Origin of the sequence: Flavobacterium gillisiae (assembly GCF_900107635.1) — a bacterium.
GTDB classification, from domain to species: Bacteria; Bacteroidota; Bacteroidia; order Flavobacteriales; family Flavobacteriaceae; genus Flavobacterium; species Flavobacterium gillisiae.
Genome location: NZ_FNRD01000009.1, coordinates 41,219 through 64,817, shown reverse-complemented (window position 1 = coordinate 64,817; position 23,599 = coordinate 41,219). Strand labels below are relative to the sequence as shown.

The window sequence follows — 23,599 nt, the reverse complement described above, 5'->3', positions numbered from 1 at the left end:
AGTTCGGTAGAAAGGTGAATTATTTTGCAATCAAAGCTTCACCGTAAAACGCAATTCCGTCCCAACCAGTTTTCATGAAGTTGCGAATGTTCTGATGATTTGTTCCTTCCGGATCTCCTAAAACTTCTTCACTATAATAAGCGCCAAAACAAGATAATGTAGCTGCTTCAGACAAGTTTTGCAATTCGGCGAAAGCGAACAATTTACAAGAACCAGAGTTCTCTCCCGCTGCATTATGCTGCAATCCATTTTCGAATGCTATTGGAGAAAAAATATAATTTTCTTCAATTATGGCAATGGTTTCTGCGAATGTGATATTTTGTGGAGTTTGTTTTAATTTTTCTAAAAAAGAGTTTAGATTCATGTGCTTAGTTTGTTAAAATTGGGAAGCAATATTTTTGGCCGCAACTACGGCTCCTTCCATGTATCCTGGATTTTCGGAGGCAGTTTCTGAACCAGAAATATATAATTTATCGTTTAATAATGGTTTTTTATAGTCGGGATGTCCGTTGTTTTCATGCCCCATTAGCAGATGCTCGTACGGGAAAAAGGTAAGTGGTTCGTTTCTCCATACTTTTTCGTGATAGGCCACATAATTTGCAGCATCATCACCAAAAAGTTTCGTAAGTTGAAGGATCACTTTCGCTTTCCTTTCTTCTTCTGATAGCGTATTTGTACCGCCGTTTAGAAAACCTTTCAATGCATATCCTTTATTGTCAGCAGTGCTGTGGTCGTACATTTCCTGAATGATGCTGGCTTGACTGAACAGTGTACCAGAATAATTGTTTTCTCGCCAAAACGGTCTGGTATATTCCACGGCAAATTTTATGGACTCGCCCATCCAAGTATGCGTTTTTCGTGCTAATTGCTGAATAGAATCAGGTAAAAGTGGCTCGAATGTTACTGTTTGAACTAACAAATGCGGGGGCAAAGTACTGATGACTTTAGCACCTTCGTATATTATTCCATCAGAATCTGTAACCTCTAAGTGGTTATTAACTTCTTTTATAGCCGTTACTTTAGTTTGTGTTTTGATATTTTGAATCCCAACTTCAGCAACTAATTTTTCAATCAATGTGGCCGTTCCACCGACTATACGATAAGAGGGTTCTTCGGCATCTGAAATCTCAAATTTTTGCGGAGGCACAAAGGACATAGTTTCAAAAAAAGAGATGCCTTGGGTGTGTTGCCTAAAGTAGGATATATCGAGTTCAGCTAATAAGGCAATCAAATGTTGGTGTGGTTTGCTGAACCAGGTGGCGCCTAATTCCATTGTGGCTCCAGTCGTACCGATGACTGTTTCTATACGGCCACCAATGCGGGTGTGAGCTTCTAATATAATAACTTCAAACCCTTTTTTTTGTAACAAATAAGCGATCATTAAACCCGATAGACCGGCACCGATGATTATGATTTTTGCGTTATTCATGTTTTATTCGTCTTTCTGGAATTTACTTTTTTTCACTTCTTTGGTGATTGGTTTTCCGCCTACAACCACAACGATTTCGCCTCGTGGTGCTATTTTTTCAAAATGCGTTAAAACTTCTCTCACTGTCCCACGAACATTTTCTTCGTGTAGTTTAGATAATTCTCTACAAACACAAATGGGTCTGTCCTCTCCAAAATAGGTTATGAATTCAGCTAATGTTTTCAGTAATTTATGTGGAGAAACATATAAAATCATGGTTCGTGTTTCTTCGGCTAAAGCCAAATAACGAGTTTGTTTTCCTTTTTTGTCAGGCAAAAATCCTTCGAAAACAAATTTATCATTTGGTAATCCGCTATTTACTAAAGCAGGGACAAAAGCGGTAGCGCCTGGTAGGCATTCCACGGCTATGCCGTTCTCCACACATGCACGTGTCAATAAAAATCCTGGGTCTGAAATAGCAGGAGTTCCGGCATCAGATATCAATGCAATATTTTCGCCAGCCTTTAATCGGGAGATTAAATTCTCGATGGTTTTATGCTCATTGTGCATGTGATGACTGTACATGTGTGTGCCAATCTCAAAATGCTTCAGGAGTTTTCCGCTGGTGCGGGTATCTTCGGCGAGAATCAAATCTACCTCTTTTAGAATCCTGATGGCTCTAAAGGTCATATCTTCAAGATTACCGATTGGTGTGGGAACTATATATAATTTTGACATACGCTGTTATGCGGGAATTTTATTAGTATTTCGAAATATATTTAAAGAAACTTTTTTTCTATGATATCCATAAAACGTTCAGCATAATCATCTTTTCCTGTCCAATTATTATAGTCAGGTTTTACCATTTCTTCAATGAAATTACGCGTTTCATAGAAATTGTCAAAAGTGATTAATTGACTTAGCACACGGTTGTAATCTTCGTTGCTGTTGCCAAAAAGATGTTTTACAAATGCGATTCGGTCATTTAGATCGATGTCGATTCCTTTTGAAAATTTGTCATTCAGTGAAACTGTTTTTGATTCAGCATTTTTTTCAACTGGTTTAGTTGGCGGAGGCGTTTCTTTTTCTTCTGTTTTTTCTACAGCTTCAAACACAGTTTCCGGTGGTAACGCTTCTATTTCATCGACTTTTACAAAATCAGGTTCGCTATAATGGCCTCCAAGTAGATCTTCAAACGAAATCTGCATGGTTTGCTCTTTCTTTGGGGTTTCAACTTCGGTCTCTTCAGTTAATTCAAAAGAAGCCTTAAAGTCTGCTACAGGTTCTTTTTCAGTTGCTGGCTCTTCATTTTTAACTATTTCTTCTTCGGTTTCTTCTTCTTCCGCTGTATCTTCCGATTCCATTTCGTCACTCAAGGCTTCTTCTTCGATAGCTTCGATGTCTTCTACTGGTTGTTCTGCTATATCTGCTGCAAAATCACCTAAATCATTTACGTCTTCTGCAGTAAGTTCTTCTTCCTCTTCTTCAGTAGTGCTTTTTTCTTCGATAGGTTCTTCCGTTACGGTAGGTTGCTGAATGTTTACTTCTTCGGCAGGAATTTCTTCTATAGGAGCGTATTCGAAAACAACCTCTTCTTCTTCAGGAACTTCTTCTACTGGAACAAATTCAGTCATTTCAATCATGGTCTCAACTGGCAGTTCATCACTTTTGTCATAAAAAGCTTCGATTTCTTTTTCAATTTCAGCATGGCCTATTGTAGGTCTGACAGTGCCATATTGCTCATCAATAAATCGTAAAACCGCAAGTTTTTCATATAGTTTTTGTGTCTCCAAAAACAATTGATTGATGTCAGACTTATTCTTAAGTTGTAATATTCTGTGTGCAATGCTGACTAAATCGGCTTCCAATCTTTTTTTCATGACGTTTGAATTATGGTATATATGGCGTATGTGTTTATAATTTTCTATAATTTTTATCCTACTAAAGAAATAAGCCCCTTAATAGGGAACATTTAATTTTTAATTAAGCGTTCACAAATCATTGAATTGATAAAAATTTTCTACTTTTGAGACTACGTAAAAGTATAAAATCTTAAGTCGGTTTATTACATTACAAAGTAATAAAAACTATTCATTTTTTAAGTTAGAAAAATACAAAATGTTTCTCGAAAATACAGTAAATCATAAAGAACAATTTGGTTGGATCGAAGTTATCTGCGGTTCGATGTTTTCGGGTAAAACCGAAGAGCTTATTCGACGTCTAAAAAGAGCGCAATTTGCCAAACAAAAAGTAGAAATATTTAAACCTACGATCGATACTCGCTATCATGATGAGATGGTTGTTTCCCATAATGCTAATGAAATTCGTTCTACACCGGTACCTGCAGCTGCAAATATTGCAATTTTAGCACAAGGCTGTGATGTTGTAGGGATCGATGAAGCACAATTTTTTGATGATGAAATCGTACGGGTCTGTAATGATTTAGCTAACCAGGGAATCCGTGTTATTGTTGCTGGATTAGATATGGACTTTAAAGGAAATCCTTTTGGCCCAATGCCAGCTTTAATGGCAACTGCTGAATATGTTACCAAAGTTCATGCGGTATGTACTCGCACTGGAAATTTAGCTAATTACAGTTTTCGTAAAACAGACAATGAGAAATTAGTCATGCTAGGAGAAACAGAAGAATACGAGCCTTTGAGTCGTGCCGCCTATTACCATGCGATGAGAAAAGATCAGGAGTCCTCTCCCCAGCCCTCTCCAAAGGAGAGGGAGCTGTAACTTGAGTGCAATCCATGAAATTCAAAACCCTTTCTGATGCTCAGAAAGGGTTTTTTGTTTTTTATCTTATTTGTGATTTATTATCTTCGTGCTCGCTTAGTGGGGCGTTATGAAGGTTAATAATCTAAAGCCAACTTCGAATCCATGAAATAAAAAACCCTTTCTGATGCTCAGAAAGGGTTTTTTATTTTTTAGCTAGAAATATTTTTAAACTATTTGCGATTTATTATCTTCTTGCTCATTTAGCGGGGTGTTATGAAGTTTAATAATCTAAAGCTTCCTTGATTTAAAAAAAAAAGCATCAAGAATTCAAGTTGGTTAAGTACTACCTTAATTTTCTTAAATTCTTAATGGTTCTATAAAGACACTAACTGATCTTAAATCTTCTTCCTCATTCTAGCCACTGGAATGTCAAGTTGTTCTCTGTATTTAGCTATGGTTCTTCTAGCAATAGGATATCCTTTTTCTTTAAGTAATTCAGCTAATTGATCGTCTGGATATGGTTTTTTCTTGTCTTCTTCCTCAATGATATTTTGTAGAATTTTTTTGATTTCCAAAGTCGAAACATCTTCTCCTTGATCATTTTTCATCGATTCTGAGAAAAATTCCTTAATCAGTTTAGTTCCATAAGGAGTCTCAACATACTTGCTGTTTGCTACTCGGGAAATAGTCGAAATATCAAGACCTACCATGTCAGCAATGTCTTTCAGAATCATCGGTTTCAACTTAGTTTCATCTCCTTCAAGAAAAAAATCTTCTTGATAATGCATAATCGCATTCATAGTAACAAAAAGTGTTTCCTGACGTTGTCTGATTGCATCTATAAACCACTTCGCCGAATCTAATTTTTGTTTGATAAATTGAACAGCATCTTTTTGAGGGCCTGATTTATCAGTAGATTCTTTATACGTCTGCATCATTTCTTGATAATCTTTCGAAACGTGCAGGCTAGGAGCATTCCTTCCGTTTAAGGTTAATTCCAGTTCGCCATCAACGATTCTAATAGCAAAATCGGGAACCACATTTTCTGTAATTTTATTATTTCCGGTAAAAGCACCACCCGGTTTTGGGTTTAGCTTCTCTATTTCGTGAATTGCCTTTTTAAGCTGCTCATTGGAAACATTATATTTTTGGATTAATTTATCGTAATGCTTTTTGGTAAAAGCATCAAATTGGTTTTCGATAATATCAGTCGCTAATTCTACCGATTCCGTTGGTGTTTTGTGTTTCAATTGCAGCAACAAACATTCCTGTAAGTCGCGGGCGCCCACTCCTGAAGGTTCTAATTCATGGATAACATGCAGCATTCTTTCTACAGTAACTTCATCAGTATAAAGCCCTTGAGTGAATGCCATGTCATCAACAATATCAGGGATGCTGCGACGGATATAACCCATGTCGTCGATGCTACCTACTAAAAATTCGGCAATATCTCGTTCGTCATCATTCAGTATAAACGTATTTAACTGATTTATTAGGTCTTGATGAAAACTAACAGGTGCTGCTAATGGAGATTCACGATCTTCATCATCATCACTATAATTGTTTGTTTGGGTTTTATAATCTGGAGTGTCGTCACTACTTAGATATTCGTCGATATTGATGTCTTCTGCGTCAACACGATCGGATTCAGAATCATCGTAGTCGTCATAGTCTTCGTTTTCAAACTCGTCTTTTTCGTACTCATCTTCTTCTTTTCCAGCTTCCAAAGCCGGATTTTCATTCATCTCTTCCATCAAACGTTGTTCAAATGCTTGCGTAGGCAATTGAATTAACTTCATCAGCTGAATTTGCTGAGGAGATAATTTTTGGGATAACTTTAAATTTAAAAATTGCTTTAGCATTTTATATTTTTTGTTTAAAAAGTTTAAGATTTAAGGTTTAAAGTTGCTCGCGTTTTAAACAACTTTAAACTTTAAACAATTTAAACTATTCTTAGAACTCCGCGTTCAATGGCGTTCTTGGAAAAGGAATTACGTCACGTATGTTTGTCATACCAGTAACAAATAACACCAATCTTTCAAATCCAAGTCCGAAACCAGAGTGGACTGCTGAACCAAATCTTCGTGTATCTAAATACCACCATAGTTCTTCTTCGTCAATTCCTAAGGCTTTCATTTTTTCGACCAAAACATCAAAACGCTCTTCTCTTTGTGATCCTCCCACGATTTCTCCAATTCCAGGGAATAAGATATCCATCGCACGAACTGTTTTTCCGTCCTCGTTCAAACGCATGTAAAACGCTTTGATATTTGCTGGGTAATCAAACAAGATTACCGGACATTTAAAATGTTTCTCTACTAAGTAACGCTCGTGTTCTGATTGTAAATCAGCACCCCATTCGTTAATAATATAGTTGAATTTTTTCTTTTTATTTGGAGTACAATCTCTTAAAATGTCAATTGCTTCAGTATAAGATACGCGTTTGAAATTATTTTCCAAAACAAAATTTAATTTGTCAAGTAAAGCCATTTCGCTTCTTTCTGCCTGTGGTTTTGATTTTTCTTCGTCTAATAAACGTGTTTCTAGAAATTTCAAATCTTCTGGACATTTCTCCATTGTGTACTTGATAACGTACTGAATAAAGTCTTCGGCCAAGTCCATATTGTCATTCAAATCATTAAAAGCAACCTCTGGCTCAATCATCCAGAATTCTGCAAGGTGACGAGAAGTATTTGAGTTTTCAGCTCTAAACGTAGGCCCAAAAGTATATACCTGACCCAAAGCCATCGCATACGTTTCTGCCTCTAGTTGTCCTGAAACCGTCAAGTTAGTTTCTTTTCCAAAGAAGTCTTCTTTATAGTTTACTTTTCCGTCTTCGGTTCTTGGAGTACCGTCAAATGGCAAAGCGGTTACTTTAAACATTTCACCAGCACCTTCAGCGTCAGATCCCGTTACGATAGGCGTATTCACATATACAAAACCTTTTTCCTGGAAATAACTATGAACTGCATATGACAAAACCGAACGCACACGCATAATCGCACCAAACATATTTGTACGAACACGTAAATGTGCATTTTCACGCAAGTAATCTAAACTTGGTTTGTTCTTTGGTTGTATCGGGAATTTCTCAGCGTCTGAATCTCCAAGGATTTCTAGTTTTGCAACTTGAATCTCAAATTTTTGTCCCGCACCTTTACTTTCGACCAAAGTTCCTGTTACAGAAATAGCAGCACCAGTAGTAATTCTTTTTAAAGTTTCATCAGGAGTGTTCTCAAAATCGACAACACATTGTATATTATTGATGGTTGATCCATCATTTAAAGCAATAAATTGATTGTTTCTAAAAGTTCGCACCCATCCTTTCGCATTTACTTCATGAAGCGCCGTTGTACTGTTTAGTAAGTCTTTAACTTTTGTATGTCTCATTTTAATTTTAGATTTTTAACTATACCATTGATGATATCAAAGGGTATCGAAGAATAGTAAATGCAAATATAATTGATTTGTTTTAATTGTCATTATAGGGAATGTGTCAATATGGAGCTTTTTCCCGCTATTCGCTATATCTTTTACTTTTTAAAGAAAAAAGTAAAAGGATGCCGCTGCTATCGGGGCTAGAAAATGGTGGAAACAGTAAAAATTCAAAAAACAATTCATTGACGTAATGACTTTGCGTGCGCTCCAGCTTAATAAACGAAGATTAGATCGTTGTTTGTTCTCTAAATCACTTAATTTAGAGGCTTATTTATTCGTAATGAAAAAAAATATTTATACCCTTTCTTTAGTTTTGATTTTCGCATCGTGTACTAGTCAAACTAAATTAGGGAAACCAGAGGTAAATTCTATTGAAGTTCAAAAAACCTATTTGGATTGGCGCAACTATCAAAAGGATAATATCATGCTATCTCAAGATTTTGTACCATTAGATACAAATTCAAAAGAAATTACTAAAGAGACTTTTCTGAATGTGTTAAGTGAAGGAAACTACATCCCCATTCGCTTAGAATCAGACATGGACGTTTTTTATTACAAGCTTTTTAAAATTGAAGCAACATCAGATACAAGTATTAAGGCTTCCATTTCAGAAGTGGCATTCAATGAGATTCAAAATTATAAAAAAGAAGCTGAACCATTTCCAGAATTTTCATTCAAAGATTTAAACGGCAATTTGATTACAAATGAAAATCTAAAAGGAAAGATTGTAGTTATAAAATGCTGGTACATTCATTGTGCAGCCTGTCTTAAAGAATTTCCAGATGTCAATCAATTAGTTGAAAAGTATAAAAATAGAAAAGACATCGTTTTCATAAGTCTAGCCGAAGATTCGCCAGAGCAATTGAAGCCGTTTTTAGTTAGAAGCCCGCTTTCTTATTCGGTTGTTCCCAATATGAAGACGTATATGAATTTGACACTGCAACTCAATGCGTTTCCTACCCATTTTATCATTAATAAAGAAGGGCTTATTGTCAAAGTGCTTTCTGATAGTAAAAGTCTTGAAGTTGCTTTAGCGAAAGCGAGTAAGGATTAATAATAGCTAGAGAATTAAACGAATATACAAATGCTCAAATTATTGGGTAAAAAAAATTCCCGCCAAGAATGACGGGAATAGTATCTGTACATTTATTGATTGTTTTCCATTTCCATAATTAAATTGGCAATTAGTGCTGTCCATCCTGTTTGATGCGAAGCGCCAAGTCCTTTTCCAGTATCACCGTCAAAAAACTCATAGAAGAAATGCTGTTTTTTAAAATGTTCTTCTTCAGAGAAAACATGGTTCGGATCATCAGAGTGGTATACGAATTTGCCATTTTCATCTGGTTCAAAAAGTTTAATTAATCTTTTTGTTAACTCGTTGGCAATTTCGTTTAAGTTCAACTTAGTGCCAGAACCAGTAGGGAATTCATATAAATAAGTTGGCCCGTAAAAAGTATAATACTTACGCAATGACTGAATAATCATATAATTCAAAGGCATCCAGATAGGGCCACGCCAGTTAGAGTTTCCGCCAAACATACCGGAACGGCTTTCACCAGGTTCGTATTGAATTTTGTGATGTCCTTCGTTACCAAAAACAAAGGGATGGTCTTTATGATATTTAGAAAGGGAACGAATTCCGTAATCTGAAAGGAATTCATTCTCATCCAACAAGCGTTTTAAAAGATGCTCTAGTCTAAAACCGCGCATAATCGAGAAAAGAAAATTACCATCTTTATTAGCGTTCTCTAAATTTGAAATTAATGAAGCTAGATCGGGACGTGTTCTGATGATTTCGTTTGCTCGTTTTTGAAATTCTTTTAGTTCTTTGAATAAATCAATATTCATGATTTCAACAGCAAACATTGGAATAACACCAACCAAGGAACGTACTTTTAGACGTTCATTAGTTCCATCAGACATTTCAACAACGTCATAATAGAAATTGTCTTTATCATCCCAAAGCGAAAGATCTTTCTTTCCAATATGATGCATGGCCCAAGCGATATTTAAAAAATGCCTAAAAAACTTAGCCGATATTTCTTCGTAAATTTCATTAGTTTTTGCTAATTCGAGTGACATACGCAACATATTCAAAGAAAACATTGCCATCCAGCTCGTTGCATCTGCCTGTTGCATTTTTTTAATTCCCTCTGGCATATGATTGCGATCAAAAACACCAATGTTGTCTAAGCCTAAAAACCCTCCTTCAAATAAATCGGTACCGCTCTTATCTTTTTGGTTTACCCACCAAGTAAAGTTGATTAGGAGTTTTTGGAATGCTTTTTCTAAAAATGGGGTATCTCCTTTGCCAGTTCGTTTTTTGTCTTTTTCATAAACATTCCAAACTGCCCAAGAATGAACAGGTGGATTTACATCACTAAAGTTCCATTCATAAGCTGGAATTTGACCATTAGGATGCATATAGCTTTCTTGTAATACTAATAAAAGTTGCTGTTTAGCAAAATAAGGGTCGATTTCTACAAAGGATGCCATATGAAAAGCAAGGTCCCAAGCAGCATACCAAGGATATTCCCATTTATCGGGCATGGAAATAACATGTCGGTTATTAAGGTGTTGCCAACTAAAATTACGTGAATCTGTTCTCCTGTGGGTTGTTGATTTTTCGTCAACACCTCCAAACAGCCATTTGTGTACATCATAATAGTAAAACTGCTTTGTCCATAACAAACCTGAAAAAGCACTTCTTGCAATCGCTTGGTGTGTTTTGGGGATTTTTTTACTTATGATTTCGTCATAAAAAGTTTCACATTCTTTTTTTCTTAATTCAAATATCGTGTCGAAGTCGGTCCAAGGGTTTTCAAGTGCGACATTGCTCAAGCGAATTTTGATGCTTTTTTCTTCGCCCGCTTTTAAATTAAATTGATGCCAAACAGCAGCTTTGGTTCCAAATTTCTCGGGGTTTACAGTAGGTTCTCCGCTTACAACATGGTTGTTAATTCCATCTTTAACGTACTCGTATTCGTTAGCTGAGTTATAAATACGCTTGTTGTTAGTTTCGTTTTCACAAAATAATTGTACCCCTTCATTATGATAAAGATAATAGTCGTCATTTCGACTGCTTTTTGAAAGGATAGTGTTGTCTGAAACAGATTCCACACTAGGGCGTGGATGCCTGTTGTTGTGTTTCCAGAAATTACGGAACCATAGGTGGGGAAGTACATGAATTTCGGCTGTATCTTTTCCTCTATTGACAACGGTAACTTTCATTAATATATCATCAATACCTGCTTTTGCATATTCGATAAAACAATCAAAATAGGCATTGTCTTTAAAACTATCCGTATCTAATAATTCGAATTCAGTTTCTTCACGACTGCGTTGGTTTTTTGTTACCAAATCGTCATAAGGAAATTTGTTTTGAGGATATTTATAAAGGTATTTGTTGTAGGAATGCGTGGGCGTTGAAACTTGGTGAAAATAAAGTTCTTTAACATCTTCTCCGTGGTTTCCTTGATTGTTAGTAAGACCAAATAAACGCTCTTTTAAAATAGGGTCTTTTCCGTTCCAAAAGGCGGGAGCCAAACATAGGATTTCACGAGAATCGCAAAAACCACCAATTCCTTCTTCTCCCCATCGATACGCATTACTGCGTGCTTTGTCGTGGTTGATAAATTCCCAAGCGTCTCCATTGTCGCTGTAATCTTCTCGAACAGTTCCCCATTGTCTTTCGGCTAAGTAAGGGCCCCATTTTTTCCAATTTCTATAGCTATCAGAAACAGCTAATTTTTCTGCTTCAGAAAGATTATGAGTCATATATTGAGGTGTAATAATTATTGTTTTAGACTTAAAATAAAAATAAAGCCTTTGTTGTAAAACGATCTACTAAAAGCGAAAAGATTTTAATAAAGTCTCTTTTCTTTAAAGTGAGTTGGTAAAAATAAGGTTTATTTTTAATTACTGCTTAAGCAACTGGTTACTATTGCTTAATTGTCTAAGATTGTTAAGATTCTTTTGTTATCTCGTAAAAATTAGTACTATTCATTGATGAACTGACATTGTGTTTTTTTGGATTGACCTTAAAAAAAACTCCCGTTAGAATGACGGAAGTTTTAGTTGTTTTATAAAAATTAAGGAATGTAAGTTCGTTATTATTTATTGCTTTGGACGTGAACATCCATTTGAGGGAAGGGGATGTTGAGTTTGTAATCGCCAAAACGGGTATATACTTTCTCATTCATATCAAAAAATACGCCCCAATAATCAGGGCCGTCAACCCATACTCTAACAGTGAAATTAACAGAGCTATCAGCAAGTTCAGATAAGCCCATAAAAGGAGCAGGGTCCTTTAAAATTCGGCTGTCTTCAGCAATGAAGTCATTAATTGCCTTTTTGAAATTCTCAACATCATCACCATAGGCTATTCCAAATGTCCAGTCTACTCTTCGCAGTGGTTCAGCAGAAAAATTGGTAAGCGCACCCGTAGAGAGCGGCCCATTAGGAATTATTACTAATTTCTTATCTGGAGTATTCAACATAGTAGAAAAAATACTAATCTCTTTTACGATTCCTGTATAGCCTTGCGCTTCAATCATGTCGCCTATTTTAAAAGGTTTTAAAATTAAAATAACGACACCTCCGGCAAAATTTTGTAGCGTCCCGGATAATGCAAGACCAACAGCTAGACCTGCAGCACCAATAATAGCAACAAAGGAAGTCATTTGAATACCTATCATTCCCATTACGGTAATAGCTAATAATGCTTTCAGTAACATGTTTGTAATACTTCTTAAAAAAGGGACAAGAGACTGATCAATGTTCGACTTTTGCAATGATTTTCCAACCGCTTTGGTAATTAAATTGGTAACCCATAAACCGATAAACAGCACTAGTATGCCGCCGATTAATTTAGGTGCGTATTCAAAACCGAAGTCGATTATCTTGTCAAGGTAATTGTTTACAACTGTAGCTTGTTGTTCCATTTTATTTATTTTTTGTTTTTCTACTCATTAGGCTTTTCGATTTCGCCCCGTTTTTTTAGTGGTCACTGGACTCCACTTTAGCATTAACATCACGTGAGTGAATGGCCTAAGTTTTATTTGCTGTTTTTTTTTAAACTAACGTTTAATTTGATTGTTTTCGCAGTCTTTTTGGTAAAATCAGTACGTGTAATTGATAGAGTTAGCTCTTTTTTACTTGAATTGTCATGATTTCCAAATATACATATTTTAAAAAGTAACTCATAATAAACAAGGGTTTCAGGTTTAAAAAAAAAGCTTCCCGTCTGGAAAGAGGGAAGCTTTTTGAGTTTTATATGGTGTGTTTTAAAAAAGACGTACCGATTATTTATCTGAATCTTTGGTCTCTTTTTCAGGCTTGCTCAAAACATCAATTTTTGGTTCGATAAACTCCTGTTTGTTGGTTAACGATTTGTTTAAAGTTAATACTAAACAAGGCAATAACATCAAGTTAGACAGCATTCCGAAAGCCAATGTAATGGCGATTAATCCACCAAGGGCAACGGTACCACCAAAATCTGAAAGCATAAATACAGAAAATCCTGAAAATAAAACGACCGAGGTATAGAACATACTCAATCCTGATTCTCTTATGGTAGCAAAAACTGATTTTTTTATCTTCCAGTTATTTCGAGTTAATTCCTGACGGTACTGTGCTAAGAAATGTATCGTGTCATCCACTGAAAGTCCAAACGCAATACTAAAAACTAATATAGTGGATGGTTTTAGCGGAATGCCAAAATAACCCATTAATCCAGCGGTAATCATTAACGGCAATAGATTAGGGATTAAGGAAACGACCACCATTTTGAAAGAGCGAAACATAAATACCATCAATAAAGAAATCAGAAAGACTGCAAAAAGCAGGGACATCAATAAATTGTCAAGTAAGTACTTTGTTCCTTTTTCAAAAACTAATGCTTTTCCGGTCATCACCACTTTGTAGCGATCAGAAGGGAAGATTTTATTGATTTTGGTCCAAAGCTTATTTTCGATTGTCGCCATGTTTCCAGTTCCAATATCTCTCATGAAAGTCGTGATACGAGCCACTTGACCCGTGCTGTCTACATAACTTTTCATGATGTTGTTTTGGGTATTTTTAGTTGCGTTTTTGGCATAACCCAGAATGAAACTTTGCTCCTGAGAAGTAGGTAAATCATAATATTCAGGATTACCATTATAGTACGCCTGCTTAGAATATTTAACTAAATTTAGAATGGAGATTGGTTTTGAAAGTTCGGGAATTTCTTCAATAGTCTCTTGAAGTTCATCCATCTTTCTCAAGGTAGAGAGTTTCATGACTCCTTTTTTTCTTTTGGTGTCAATCGTAATTTCCAATGGCATAATACCATCAAATTCTTGTTCGAAGAAAAGAATATCTTGATAAAATCCAGTGTTTTTCGGCATGTCTTCGATCAAACTTCCGGAAGTTTTAATTTTGAAAGCACCAATGCTGCTTATTAGAAATAAAAATATAGCTACAAGATAGACATGTCGTCTGTTGTATTTTACCATTTTTTCGATCCAAGCCATGAACACTTTTGTGTAATTGCGACTCAAGTGTCTCAGGTGTTTTTCTTTTGGAACAGGTTGATAGCTGTAGTAAATTGGTATGATGATAAGACATAAAAAGAATAGGGCGACAATACTTAACGAGGAGATGATACCAAACTCTTTTAATAACTCACTATTGGTAATAATAAAAGTGGCAAAACCGGCAGCTGTGGTTAAGTTGGTCATCAAAGTTGCTGTTCCTACTTTAGTAATTACACGTTGTAATGCACGAGCTTTATTTCCATGAGCAACGTATTCCTGTTGGTATTTATTAGTCAAGAAAATACAGTTGGGTATTCCAATTACGATAACCAGTGTAGGCACTAGAGCAGTAAGAACCGTAATTTGATAATGGAATAATCCAAGTAGTCCAAACGTCCACATAACACCAATGATTACAATTATAATTGCAATTAAGGTAGCTCTGTAGGAACGGAAAAAGAAAAAGAATATCAAAGAAGTCAGCAGTAATGAAACCCCTATGAATAAACTAATTTCGTTCATAATGCTCATCGCATTAAGCGTTCTGATGTAAGGCATTCCGGAAACACGTAAGTCTATTCCGGTCTCTTTTTCGAAAGCTTCAATTTTTGGGATAAAATCATTGACAATGTAGTCTTTACGATGTGCTGTGTTTACGATTTTTTTATCCAAATAAATGGCTGAGCGTATCGTTCCATTTTTCTTGTTGAAAAGCAAACCTTCGTAAAAAGGCATGTTTTGGAACAAATCTTTTTTGATAGTATCTAGGTAAGCTTTGTTAACTGTTTGACTTTGGTCAACAAACGGTACTAATTCAAAAGTTTGAAGAGATTCGTTTTTTTGCAATTTCTTCAAGTCGCTGATTGAAATAATCAGATCCACTGCCTTTTGTGCTTTTAGTTCGCTCATTAATTTAGTCCAGGCAGCAAAGGCTTTTGGAGTAAAAAAAGCATCATCTTTAACACCTACAACAATTAGATTTCCCTCTTCCCCAAACTTGTCTAGAAAGGCATTGTATTCTTTATTGATGATGTGGTTGTCTGGAAGTAGGTTAGCCTCCGTAAATGAAAACTGTATGTTTTTCCATTGCAGTGCTAAAAAGAGTGTTATAAAAACAATAACACCAAGGATAACGATTCTGTTTTTAAGTACGATACGGGCAATAAATTCCCAAAATCCTACTTTTAATTTCTTTTTCATAAGTGTGTTAAAAATGGGTGCAAAGGTAGTGAATACCACCATAAAAGCTATGAATTAAAGGAATCTTTTTAGCTGGTTTAGACTTGATTTTTAACTGTTTTATTTCGCGTTTTTATTTCGCTTAAAAATTAATTTTCGCCTTGTAAAACGTATTATAGAATTTTACATCTTTGTATGATTTTTTAAATTAATACACTACTGTAAAATGGACTTGAAAAAATATAAAAATACCTTGTTTTATATAGGGGTGACCGGTGGTTTTACGGCATTGATTTATTGGATTATTACTAAGGGGAAATTACTGGAAAGAAGAAACAATCTAGCGGTTTCAGAGACGGGAAATGGTTCGTGGAATGATTTCATATCTTCCATGGAACATAATTTTGAAGATCCTTTGGCAATACTATTAGCTCAAATTGTAATGATTATCCTAGTAGCTCGTCTTTTTGGCTGGATTTTCAAAAAGATTGGTCAGCCAACTGTTATTGGTGAAATTATAGCGGGAATTGTTCTGGGACCATCATTATTGGGAATGTATTTCCCTGGTTTTTCGGCGGCTTTGTTTCCTGTGGAATCTTTAGGAAATTTAAAGTTTCTTAGTCAGATAGGACTTATCCTTTTCATGTTCGTTATTGGTATGGAACTCGATATTAAAGTGCTAAAAAACAAAGCCAGTGAAGCAATTGTTATAAGTCATGCCAGTATTGTCATTCCTTTTGCATTGGGTATTGGTTTGTCTTATTTTGTATTTAACCAATTTGCGCCAGAAGGTGTTCAATTTCTTTCTTTTAGTTTATTTATGGGAATTGCGATGAGTATAACGGCTTTTCCAGTTCTAGCGCGAATCGTGCAGGAAAGAGAAATTCACAAAACTAAACTTGGAGCTATTGTAATTACATGCGCAGCGGCTGACGATATTACAGCTTGGTGCTTGCTTGCAGTGGTAATCGCAATAGTGAAAGCGGGCGATTTTTTAAGTTCACTATATGTTATTTCGCTTGCCGTTATTTATGTTGTGGCAATGATTTTTATCGTCAAACCTTTCTTGAAAAGAATAGGTGATTTGTATGGTTCTAAGGATAGTATTGGAAAACCAGTAATGGCTATTTTCTTTCTTTTTCTAATTCTTTCCTCATATGCTACAGAAGTAATTGGAATTCATGCTCTCTTTGGAGCTTTTATGATGGGATCCATTATGCCAGACGTTACTAAATTCCGAATGATATTTATCGAGAAAGTAGAAGATGTTGCGGTGATTCTTTTGTTACCCTTGTTTTTTGTGTTCACGGGATTGAAGACAGAAATCGGACTTATCAATGATCCGTATTTATGGAAAGTTACTGGAGCAATTATTATGGTTGCTGTTGTGGGCAAGTTCTTAGGAAGTGCATTGGCGGCAAAATTTGTGGGGCAAAACTGGAAAGACAGCTTAACTATTGGTGCTTTAATGAACACCAGAGGGTTAATGGAATTAATTGTATTAAATATAGGCTTAGAACTTAAGGTTTTAACTCCTGAAGTTTTTACCATGATGGTAATTATGGCGCTGGTAACCACTTTTATGACCGGTCCCGCTTTAGATCTAATTAATTATTTGTTTAAAGACAAGAGTTTGCCTGATGCCGAAGAAATAATCAATCATAGTAAATATAGAATACTATTTTCATTTGGAAACAACGAAAAAGGGAAATCGCTATTGCGATTAGCGAATAGCTTGACAAAAAAACAAAAAAGTAATTCTATTGTGACCGCAATGCATCTTTCGCTTAGTGATGAATTGCATACGTTCAATATGGACGAGAAAGAAAAAGACAGTTTTTTACCTATTTTTGAAGAATCAGAGCTGTTGAATATTGAAATCGACACTATTTTTAAAGCAACGATTGATATCGAATCTGAGATTGCTGATGTGGCTAACCAAGGGGATTATGACTTGTTGCTTGTAGGTTTAGGAAAGTCTATTTTTGAAGGAACTATTCTGGGTAAAGTAATTGGTTTTACGACGAGAATTATAAATCCAGACCGATTAATAGACAAATTTACAGGTAAGGAAGGCTTGTTTGAAAACTCTCCTTTTGACGAAAGAACCCGCCAAATTGTTGCCAAAACAAAAATGCCATTGGGGATTTTGATTGATAAAGAATTTCAAGATATAGATCATGTATTTATTCCAATTTTCAAATCGGATGATTCTTTTTTAATTGACTATGCCCAAAAATTAATTTACAATAATAATTCAAAGATTACCATTTTGGATGTAAACGGACATGTAAAGAATAATTTTGTTATTCAAAGTGCAGTGACGTCTTTAGAACAAATTCACCCGGATAATTTATCGATAGTTACTGATAAGGTGGTAAGTTTGTCTTTCCTAGAAAAGCAGGACTTGATGCTTATTAGCCTTGAAAGTTGGAAGTCAGTACTTGACTCAGATAGCGATTGGTTGATTGGCGTTCCCTCTGTTTTAATTATTAAGCCGTAATTTATGAATTGGATTTTATTAATCATTGGAGGATTATTCGAGGTAGGTTTTGCTTCTTGTTTAGGCAAAGCCAATGAAACAAAAGGTGTTGAATCGACGTATTGGATGTTGGGTTTTGTAGTTTGCCTAACTATAAGCATGTTGTTGCTGTATAAGGCAACCCAAGAATTGCCTATTGGTACTGCTTATGCGGTATGGACTGGTATTGGAGCAGTAGGAACGGTTTTGGTTGGAATTCTTGTATTCAAAGAACCAGCTACTTTTTGGAGAATATTCTTTTTGACGACTTTAATAGCTTCTATTATTGGCTTAAAGTTTGTTTCCAGTCACTAAAGTCCTAGGTTAAGAACGTAGCTTAGTTTTACGGCAATGTTGTCTTCAAGTTGAGGCAATTGATTAGGGCCATAACGGTAAAATGCGGTAAGTCCAAGTCCTTTAAAAATTTGGTTAAGTTCTATTCCAGATTCAAAGTAACCCTCATTTAGGGTTTTGTAATTCAATCCTGCATGCTGCTCTGGTTTTTGTAAATTTCCCCACGCCATTCTAGATACTAGAACTAAGGAAGGTTTGACTTTCTTGAAAATAGTAACTCTGTTGAAGCCATGTTTAAATTGGAAATAGACGAACTCATTCGAGAAAAACTCATTGAAGTACATCGTTTCAAAACTATTTTTCCCCGCAAAGGTGATTCTTTGAATAATGGTTTCTTTCGTAATGTTATTTGGCGAGGTGTTGTATAAATGGGTTAACGGAACATCACCTATGGCATAGCCTGCTTCGAAAAGCAAATTTGTTTTTTGGCCATTCAAATATTTCTTCTCAAATTCTGTTTTAAAATCGATTTTACTGAATTCAAAGTCATTGTCTAATACTTTCGGTAAAGACTGTGTAAACTGAAAAGTGAATTTTGGAAAACGTTTTTCCACTTCAACTCTACCCGTTGGCGTTTGCATATAGTCACTGAAAGGGCTCCACTGCAGGGAAACCATAGCTGTTGTCATGATGTAATTCGAGTATAATTTTCCGTTTAAATTATAGACATAATTAAATTTGGGTTCGATTTCAGAGCGATTGAGCGTCCAAATACTTTCTGTTTTAGGAATAATTTGGGTTTTCAAAGAGGCTTTCCAACTCACGTAATTATAAAAGGTACTGATGTTTATAGGTCTTGGATCGTATAGTTTAAAGGGTCTTTTTTCGACAACATATAAAGTATTTGCAATCTCCCTAACATCATCAGTATAAGATATGCCAATCCAGGAATCAGATAATTTACCCACACGTGCGGATAAACCTGCATTATATTTGAAATTCCCGTCTTTTGTACCGTAAGCAGAATAGCCTTCGATTCTGAAATTTTTTAAAAACTGGTCATTCGTAATACCTCCAAAACCCAATCGAAACCCTTCGTAGTTATTGTAACTTATAATTTTACGTAAGTCCATATCAAAAAAACCTAAAGGTAAAAACCCGTTGATGATTTTTCTGCCAAAACGAATTCGACTTGCTATTCTTCTTTTAACGGCGATACTATCTAACGCTAAATAGGTTTTTTGGCTTCGAATGTCCAAACTGTCTTTCCGGTAGGAATCCCAAAAACGTTCTGGTTTATTAATCGCATCTCCTTTTATTTCGACAGAAATATAACTTTGCTTTATTTTGATTGGCGTATTATATTGGATGTCGAAATTATCCGTTTTAGACAATAGATAGGTGAAATCCGAAGCTGTTTTTTTTCTCGCTTTGAAATCTTTTTCAACGTCACCTTCAAATTGAACGGTTCCTCCAAGAATTTTTATATCATCGTCATTTTTTCCTTTTACAATTTTAAACGTTTTCCGAATGGGGAACCAAATTTCTTCTTGAGGAATGTATTGGAATTCATGGATTCCACTGATGTCAAGAACTCCTTTTATTCGCATAATAGCCTTAGAAACGGCAAAATTACTTTGGTCTATATATAGTACTCCTTCCAATCCTGAGGCTTTACTTTTCTTTTTATTTTTAAAATAAATCATGTACGATCGTCTACCATCTATCGCTATGGTGTCAAGTAATTTATAATTGTAATCGTTTAAGGCGTCATTAGCAATCGGACTGTTGTACTTTGTTTCAAAAAGCTCGTAGCGGGAATCGTAGACTGAAAAAGATTGTAGATTGAAGGCTAAAATCTCATAAATAGGTTGTTTAAAACCGGCCATTTTTGTTCCTAAAATCGTTTCTTTTAATTTTTGGTTGCCAAACTGATACTGCGATACTTTCTCCGTTTGAAACAAATGTTGCTTGCTTACAATCTCTTTAAATTTATAAGCTGAGGAATCGATTTTAGAGAAGGTTTTGCCAATCGATTTTTCAATAAATACCGAATCAATTTCTCCTTTTAACGAGTCAGGGTTAGCGGAGACAATTAGCTTGTTATAGGATTTGAATTCGAAAGTTTTTAGCCTTAACTGGGGATTGTTCTTGTTTTTATTTTCAATGGCCTGTTTTATAATGGCCAAGGCAGGATTTTTATTCGAAATAAAAACTTCCTTTAAGTCATCCCTTTTAGGTGTCAGGAAAACGGCATAATAATTCTTTTCTTTTAAAACAGGAACCGTAGTTTTAAAATGTCCAATGTAAGAAACATCAAAAAAGGCAATGCTGTTTTTAGAGAAAATGCTAAATTTTCCGTCTACATCTGAAATGGTAGTGGCGCCGTCAGCAGCAGTAATGGTGGCAAAAGCAAGCGGTTTGTTTGCTGTGGATTCTTTTACAATTCCGTTTAGCTGAAATTGAGCCTGAATTGAAAAAGTAAAAAAGAACAACAGTAGACAAAAATGCTTCATAAAAAAGGTTTATTACAAAACGGCCACAATTACATTATGGTATGAATTTAATAAGAATAAGAAAATCCGTCTCGCTATGTAAACGGGACGGATTATACTATTATTTGATTGAAAGTTACACTTTCATAATTTCAGCTTCTTTATGAACAAGAAGTTCATCTACTTTTTTGATATAACTATTAGTTAAGGTTTGAACTTCTTCTTCGGCACTTTTACAAATGTCTTCAGATGTTCCTTCTTTTTCTAATTTTTTGATATCAGAATTGGCATCTTTACGAGCGTTACGAACCCCTATTTTTGCATCTTCTGCTTCCACTTTTGCTTGTTTAGCAAGATCGCGTCTTCTTTCTTCTGTTAATGGCGGAACGCTGATAATAATCAAGTCACCATTATTCATTGGGTTGAACCCAATGTTTGCTACCATAATTGCTTTTTCAATAGCATGAAGCATGTTTCTTTCAAAAGGCTGAAGCGTGATGGTTCTTGCATCAGGAACACTTAGTTTTGCCACTTGTGAAAGCGGAGTTGCCGAGCCATAGTAATCTACAAAAACACTTCCTAGCATTGCTGGAGATGCTTTTCCTGCACGAATATTTAGAAACTCTTTTTCTAAGTGGGCAATAGAACCAATCATCGATTCTTTAGTACTATCTAATATAAATTCAATTTCTTCAGTCATTATTTCCAGTTTTTAAGTCCCCTTCGGGGATTTAGGGGATTATATATTTACTACTGTTCCTATGTTTTCTCCTTCACAGATTTTCAATAAATTGCCTTGTTTGTTCATATCGAAGATAACGATAGGCAATTTATTTTCTTGGCTTAATGTAAATGCAGTGGAATCCATTACATTCAGTCCTTTGCTAATTACATCGTCAAAAGAAATAAAATCAAATTTAACAGCATTTGCATTTTTTTCAGGATCTGAATCATAAACTCCATCAACGCGTGTTCCTTTTAGGATTACATCCGCGTGAATTTCTACGCCACGTAAAACTGCTGCGGTATCTGTTGTGAAATATGGGTTTCCAGTTCCAGCGCCAAATATTACGATTCTACCTTTCTCAAGGTGACGTACTGCTCTTCTTTTGATATAAGGTTCTGCAATAGCTTCGATTTTTAAAGCAGTTTGTAAACGAGTAAGCATTCCTTTGTCTTCTAATGCACCTTGCAAAGCCATTCCGTTGATAACTGTGGCTAGCATTCCCATGTAATCTCCTTGAACGCGATCCATTCCATTACTGGCTCCTGCAACTCCTCTAAAAATATTTCCACCACCTATTACAATGGCTATTTCTATCCCTTTGTCGTGAATTTTTTTGATTTCTTCGGCATATTCAGCTAATCTTACTGGGTCAATACCGTATTGTCTGTCGCCCATTAAAGCTTCACCACTTAATTTCAGAAGAATTCTTTTGTATTTCATGTGTATGTTGAGTTGTTTGCTGCAAATATAGTGATATTCTTTTTTTTTGAAATAGTGTCGCTTAGTTTTTATAAATTTAGTTTTTCAAAGGAGGTCTTTGCTGCTTGATAACCAATCTTAAAAATGGTATCCATTTTCGCTTTATTCATTTCAAAAGTGCTGTAATTGCTAAGTTCTTTAGGTTCGATTACCCATTCACAGATATTAAATTTTTGCAGGTTCGAATTGGCAGAAAGAATATCAAAAGCTCTGGTGGTTACTGCTCTTATCGAATTTAAATCTTTGGCTTCTATTTTTTGAATAGGACTCACATAAACACCAATGATATTGTCACATTGACCTTGTAATACATCCGTTGGGAAATGATTCAAAATGCCACCATCACTATAGAGATCTCCGTTAATTGCAAAAGGCGATATGATTCCAGGAAATGCAGAAGACGCTAAAAGGGCATCACTAATTTTTGTTTCCGACTCAAATATTTTTAACCTTCCTCTAACCATGTCCGTTGCGGTTATTTGTGTAGGTATTTTTAATTCTGCAAGCGTAGCATCTTTAAAAATAGTGTGAAAATATTCTTTAAAGGATTCGGAATCTATCAATCCTGCTTTTTTAAAAGTGAAATGCCTCCACTGAAACAGGTATACCGACTTGAAAAAATCTAAAATCTCATCAGGAGTCTTTCCCCAGGCATACATTGCACCTACGATTGCACCTGCACTTGTTCCAGCAATTCGATTGGGGTGAATGTTTTGCTCTTCTAAAAATTTAATCGCACCTGCATGAGCGATACCTTTAGATCCTCCCCCTGAAAGTACAAGCCCAATTGATTTTGAATTGAAATCCATTTCCTTATTTATTTGTTCTAAAATTACTATTTTGCTTCTTTTTAAGTGACTTTTGTCATGTTAAAAATTATTAAATTGTTTTAACTTTACATAAATAAAGAGAAATCATGAGAAAATCGATTGCTAAAGCATTATTCAACAGTCATTCCTATTCCGAATATAGAAAATTAGTTTCAGATTTATTAAAGGACGATAAATCTACCGGTAATGAGCAGTCAGCTGCTTTAACTAATTATAGCCATCTAAATGAGACGCGTATGAATCGTTTAGAAAAGACCTTAAAGATACCGCAAGAGAATGCTCAAAAATTGGAATCCTTAAAAAACGATTACATTTGGTTGGTTATTTCTGAAGGCTGGTGCGGTGATGCAGCGCAACTACTTCCTGTATTTGATAAAATGGTCGCTGCCTCTGATGGAAAAATAGAGATGAAAATTGTTTTGCGTGATGAAAATGAAGAGTTAATGAATTTGTTTTTAACTAACAAAGGCAAAGCGATCCCTAAACTTATCGTTATTAGTAGAGAAACAGGTGGCGGACTGGCACATTGGGGACCTCGACCTAAAGGAGCCACTGATTTAATTGCGAATTATAAAAAAGAACACGGCGCTATTGATGAAACGGCAAAAACCGATTTGCAATTGTGGTACTTACATGATAAAGGCTTGTCTTCGCAAGAAGAAATTATTTGGATGATGCTTGACTTGGACAAAGAAGAAGAATAACTGTA

Annotated in this window: 18 protein-coding genes; 5 read left to right on the top strand and 13 right to left on the bottom strand. The window is 35.4% G+C overall.

All coding sequences use genetic code 11. From position 1 onward, the window contains the following. Positions 1-19: 19 nt before the first annotated feature. Genes BLV35_RS12950 through BLV35_RS12935 form a run of 4 tightly spaced genes read right to left on the bottom strand, consistent with a single transcriptional unit; the run spans position 20 to position 3,288 of the window. Positions 20-364, bottom strand: a complete 345-nt coding sequence (locus tag BLV35_RS12950; protein WP_091090894.1) for a HopJ type III effector protein — start codon at positions 362-364, stop codon at positions 20-22. 12 nt (positions 365-376) lie between these two features. Continuing rightward, on the bottom strand, positions 377-1,429 hold the full coding sequence (locus BLV35_RS12945; protein ID WP_091090891.1) for a flavin monoamine oxidase family protein: 1,053 nt from the start codon (positions 1,427-1,429) through the stop codon (positions 377-379). 3 nt (positions 1,430-1,432) lie between these two features. Beyond that, positions 1,433-2,146 (bottom strand): 16S rRNA (cytidine(1402)-2'-O)-methyltransferase, encoded by a 714-nt coding sequence (gene rsmI / locus BLV35_RS12940; RefSeq protein WP_091090887.1) that lies wholly within the window; start codon positions 2,144-2,146, stop codon positions 1,433-1,435. Between the two features lie 41 nt (positions 2,147-2,187). Beyond that, complete coding sequence (locus BLV35_RS12935) at positions 2,188-3,288, bottom strand: hypothetical protein (RefSeq protein ID WP_091090883.1); 1,101 nt, start codon at positions 3,286-3,288, stop codon at positions 2,188-2,190. 238 nt (positions 3,289-3,526) lie between these two features. Between BLV35_RS12935 and BLV35_RS12930 the strand changes: the two genes are divergently transcribed. Then, entirely contained in the window at positions 3,527-4,150 is a 624-nt protein-coding gene (locus BLV35_RS12930; protein ID WP_091090879.1) for a thymidine kinase, read from the top strand. Between the two features lie 377 nt (positions 4,151-4,527). Here the strand turns inward: BLV35_RS12930 and rpoN are convergent, their stop codons facing one another. Both rpoN and asnS read right to left on the bottom strand, forming a co-directional pair. After that, positions 4,528-5,994, bottom strand: a complete 1,467-nt coding sequence (gene rpoN / locus BLV35_RS12925) for an RNA polymerase factor sigma-54 (protein ID WP_091090876.1) — start codon at positions 5,992-5,994, stop codon at positions 4,528-4,530. A gap of 91 nt (positions 5,995-6,085) precedes the next feature. Then, positions 6,086-7,522 (bottom strand): asparagine--tRNA ligase, encoded by a 1,437-nt coding sequence (asnS, locus tag BLV35_RS12920; RefSeq protein ID WP_091090873.1) that lies wholly within the window; start codon positions 7,520-7,522, stop codon positions 6,086-6,088. Positions 7,523-7,850: 328 nt separating this feature from the next. On the opposite strand from asnS, the gene BLV35_RS12915 reads away from it, so the two are divergent. Further along, the gene (locus tag BLV35_RS12915; protein WP_091090870.1) at positions 7,851-8,624 is read left to right on the top strand and encodes a TlpA family protein disulfide reductase; all 774 of its coding nucleotides are present in this window, start codon (positions 7,851-7,853) and stop codon (positions 8,622-8,624) included. A 92-nt stretch (positions 8,625-8,716) separates the two neighbouring features. Here the strand turns inward: BLV35_RS12915 and BLV35_RS12910 are convergent, their stop codons facing one another. The 3 genes from BLV35_RS12910 to BLV35_RS12900 form a co-directional block, all read right to left on the bottom strand. Further along, positions 8,717-11,347, bottom strand: coding sequence for an MGH1-like glycoside hydrolase domain-containing protein (locus BLV35_RS12910; RefSeq protein ID WP_091090866.1), 2,631 nt, complete (start codon positions 11,345-11,347; stop codon positions 8,717-8,719). A gap of 335 nt (positions 11,348-11,682) precedes the next feature. Continuing rightward, entirely contained in the window at positions 11,683-12,513 is an 831-nt protein-coding gene (locus tag BLV35_RS12905) for a mechanosensitive ion channel family protein (protein WP_091090862.1), read from the bottom strand. Positions 12,514-12,873: 360 nt separating this feature from the next. Next, complete coding sequence (locus BLV35_RS12900; protein ID WP_091090858.1) at positions 12,874-15,285, bottom strand: efflux RND transporter permease subunit; 2,412 nt, start codon at positions 15,283-15,285, stop codon at positions 12,874-12,876. Positions 15,286-15,496: 211 nt separating this feature from the next. Between BLV35_RS12900 and BLV35_RS12895 the strand changes: the two genes are divergently transcribed. Together BLV35_RS12895 and BLV35_RS12890 are read left to right on the top strand one after the other, a co-directional pair. Further along, positions 15,497-17,767 (top strand): cation:proton antiporter, encoded by a 2,271-nt coding sequence (locus tag BLV35_RS12895; RefSeq protein WP_091091324.1) that lies wholly within the window; start codon positions 15,497-15,499, stop codon positions 17,765-17,767. 3 nt (positions 17,768-17,770) lie between these two features. Beyond that, positions 17,771-18,100: a DMT family transporter gene (locus BLV35_RS12890; protein ID WP_091090854.1), complete on the top strand. Its 330-nt coding sequence runs from the start codon at positions 17,771-17,773 to the stop codon at positions 18,098-18,100. On the opposite strand, the gene BLV35_RS12885 is transcribed toward BLV35_RS12890, so the two are convergent. The 4 genes from BLV35_RS12885 to BLV35_RS12870 all read right to left on the bottom strand — a co-directional run bounded on the left by BLV35_RS12885 (position 18,097) and on the right by BLV35_RS12870 (position 22,869). Continuing rightward, a complete protein-coding gene (locus BLV35_RS12885) occupies positions 18,097-20,595 on the bottom strand; it encodes a DUF5686 family protein (RefSeq protein ID WP_091090851.1) in 2,499 nt (832 codons plus the stop codon). The two genes, BLV35_RS12890 and BLV35_RS12885, sit on opposite strands and share 4 nt — an antisense overlap. 115 nt (positions 20,596-20,710) lie before the next feature. Then, on the bottom strand, positions 20,711-21,274 hold the full coding sequence (frr, locus tag BLV35_RS12880; RefSeq protein ID WP_091090847.1) for a ribosome recycling factor: 564 nt from the start codon (positions 21,272-21,274) through the stop codon (positions 20,711-20,713). A 39-nt stretch (positions 21,275-21,313) separates the two neighbouring features. Next, the gene (pyrH, locus tag BLV35_RS12875) at positions 21,314-22,021 is read right to left on the bottom strand and encodes a UMP kinase (protein WP_091090844.1); all 708 of its coding nucleotides are present in this window, start codon (positions 22,019-22,021) and stop codon (positions 21,314-21,316) included. A 68-nt stretch (positions 22,022-22,089) separates the two neighbouring features. Further along, positions 22,090-22,869, bottom strand: a complete 780-nt coding sequence (locus BLV35_RS12870; protein ID WP_091090841.1) for a patatin-like phospholipase family protein — start codon at positions 22,867-22,869, stop codon at positions 22,090-22,092. Between the two features lie 107 nt (positions 22,870-22,976). Here BLV35_RS12870 and BLV35_RS12865 point away from each other — a divergent pair, with 107 nt between their 5' ends. Next, complete coding sequence (locus BLV35_RS12865) at positions 22,977-23,594, top strand: thioredoxin family protein (RefSeq protein WP_091090837.1); 618 nt, start codon at positions 22,977-22,979, stop codon at positions 23,592-23,594. The last annotated feature ends 5 nt before the right edge of the window (positions 23,595-23,599 follow it).

What these genes read in the sequence shown, in the direction of transcription:
- asnS (WP_091090873.1), bottom strand. Translation starts at nt 7,522, where the DNA reads ATGAGACATACAAAAGTTAAAGACTTACTAAACAGTACAACGGCGCTT.
- BLV35_RS12950 (WP_091090894.1), bottom strand. Translation starts at nt 364, where the DNA reads ATGAATCTAAACTCTTTTTTAGAAAAATTAAAACAAACTCCACAAAAT.
- BLV35_RS12930 (WP_091090879.1), top strand. Translation starts at nt 3,527, where the DNA reads ATGTTTCTCGAAAATACAGTAAATCATAAAGAACAATTTGGTTGGATC.
- BLV35_RS12945 (WP_091090891.1), bottom strand. Translation starts at nt 1,429, where the DNA reads ATGAATAACGCAAAAATCATAATCATCGGTGCCGGTCTATCGGGTTTA.
- BLV35_RS12905 (WP_091090862.1), bottom strand. Translation starts at nt 12,513, where the DNA reads ATGGAACAACAAGCTACAGTTGTAAACAATTACCTTGACAAGATAATC.
- rpoN (WP_091090876.1), bottom strand. Translation starts at nt 5,994, where the DNA reads ATGCTAAAGCAATTTTTAAATTTAAAGTTATCCCAAAAATTATCTCCT.
- BLV35_RS12885 (WP_091090851.1), bottom strand. Translation starts at nt 20,595, where the DNA reads ATGAAGCATTTTTGTCTACTGTTGTTCTTTTTTACTTTTTCAATTCAG.
- BLV35_RS12900 (WP_091090858.1), bottom strand. Translation starts at nt 15,285, where the DNA reads ATGAAAAAGAAATTAAAAGTAGGATTTTGGGAATTTATTGCCCGTATC.
- pyrH (WP_091090844.1), bottom strand. Translation starts at nt 22,021, where the DNA reads ATGAAATACAAAAGAATTCTTCTGAAATTAAGTGGTGAAGCTTTAATG.
- frr (WP_091090847.1), bottom strand. Translation starts at nt 21,274, where the DNA reads ATGACTGAAGAAATTGAATTTATATTAGATAGTACTAAAGAATCGATG.
- BLV35_RS12870 (WP_091090841.1), bottom strand. Translation starts at nt 22,869, where the DNA reads ATGGATTTCAATTCAAAATCAATTGGGCTTGTACTTTCAGGGGGAGGA.
- BLV35_RS12935 (WP_091090883.1), bottom strand. Translation starts at nt 3,288, where the DNA reads ATGAAAAAAAGATTGGAAGCCGATTTAGTCAGCATTGCACACAGAATA.
- BLV35_RS12890 (WP_091090854.1), top strand. Translation starts at nt 17,771, where the DNA reads ATGAATTGGATTTTATTAATCATTGGAGGATTATTCGAGGTAGGTTTT.
- BLV35_RS12915 (WP_091090870.1), top strand. Translation starts at nt 7,851, where the DNA reads ATGAAAAAAAATATTTATACCCTTTCTTTAGTTTTGATTTTCGCATCG.
- BLV35_RS12865 (WP_091090837.1), top strand. Translation starts at nt 22,977, where the DNA reads ATGAGAAAATCGATTGCTAAAGCATTATTCAACAGTCATTCCTATTCC.
- BLV35_RS12910 (WP_091090866.1), bottom strand. Translation starts at nt 11,347, where the DNA reads ATGACTCATAATCTTTCTGAAGCAGAAAAATTAGCTGTTTCTGATAGC.
- rsmI (WP_091090887.1), bottom strand. Translation starts at nt 2,146, where the DNA reads ATGTCAAAATTATATATAGTTCCCACACCAATCGGTAATCTTGAAGAT.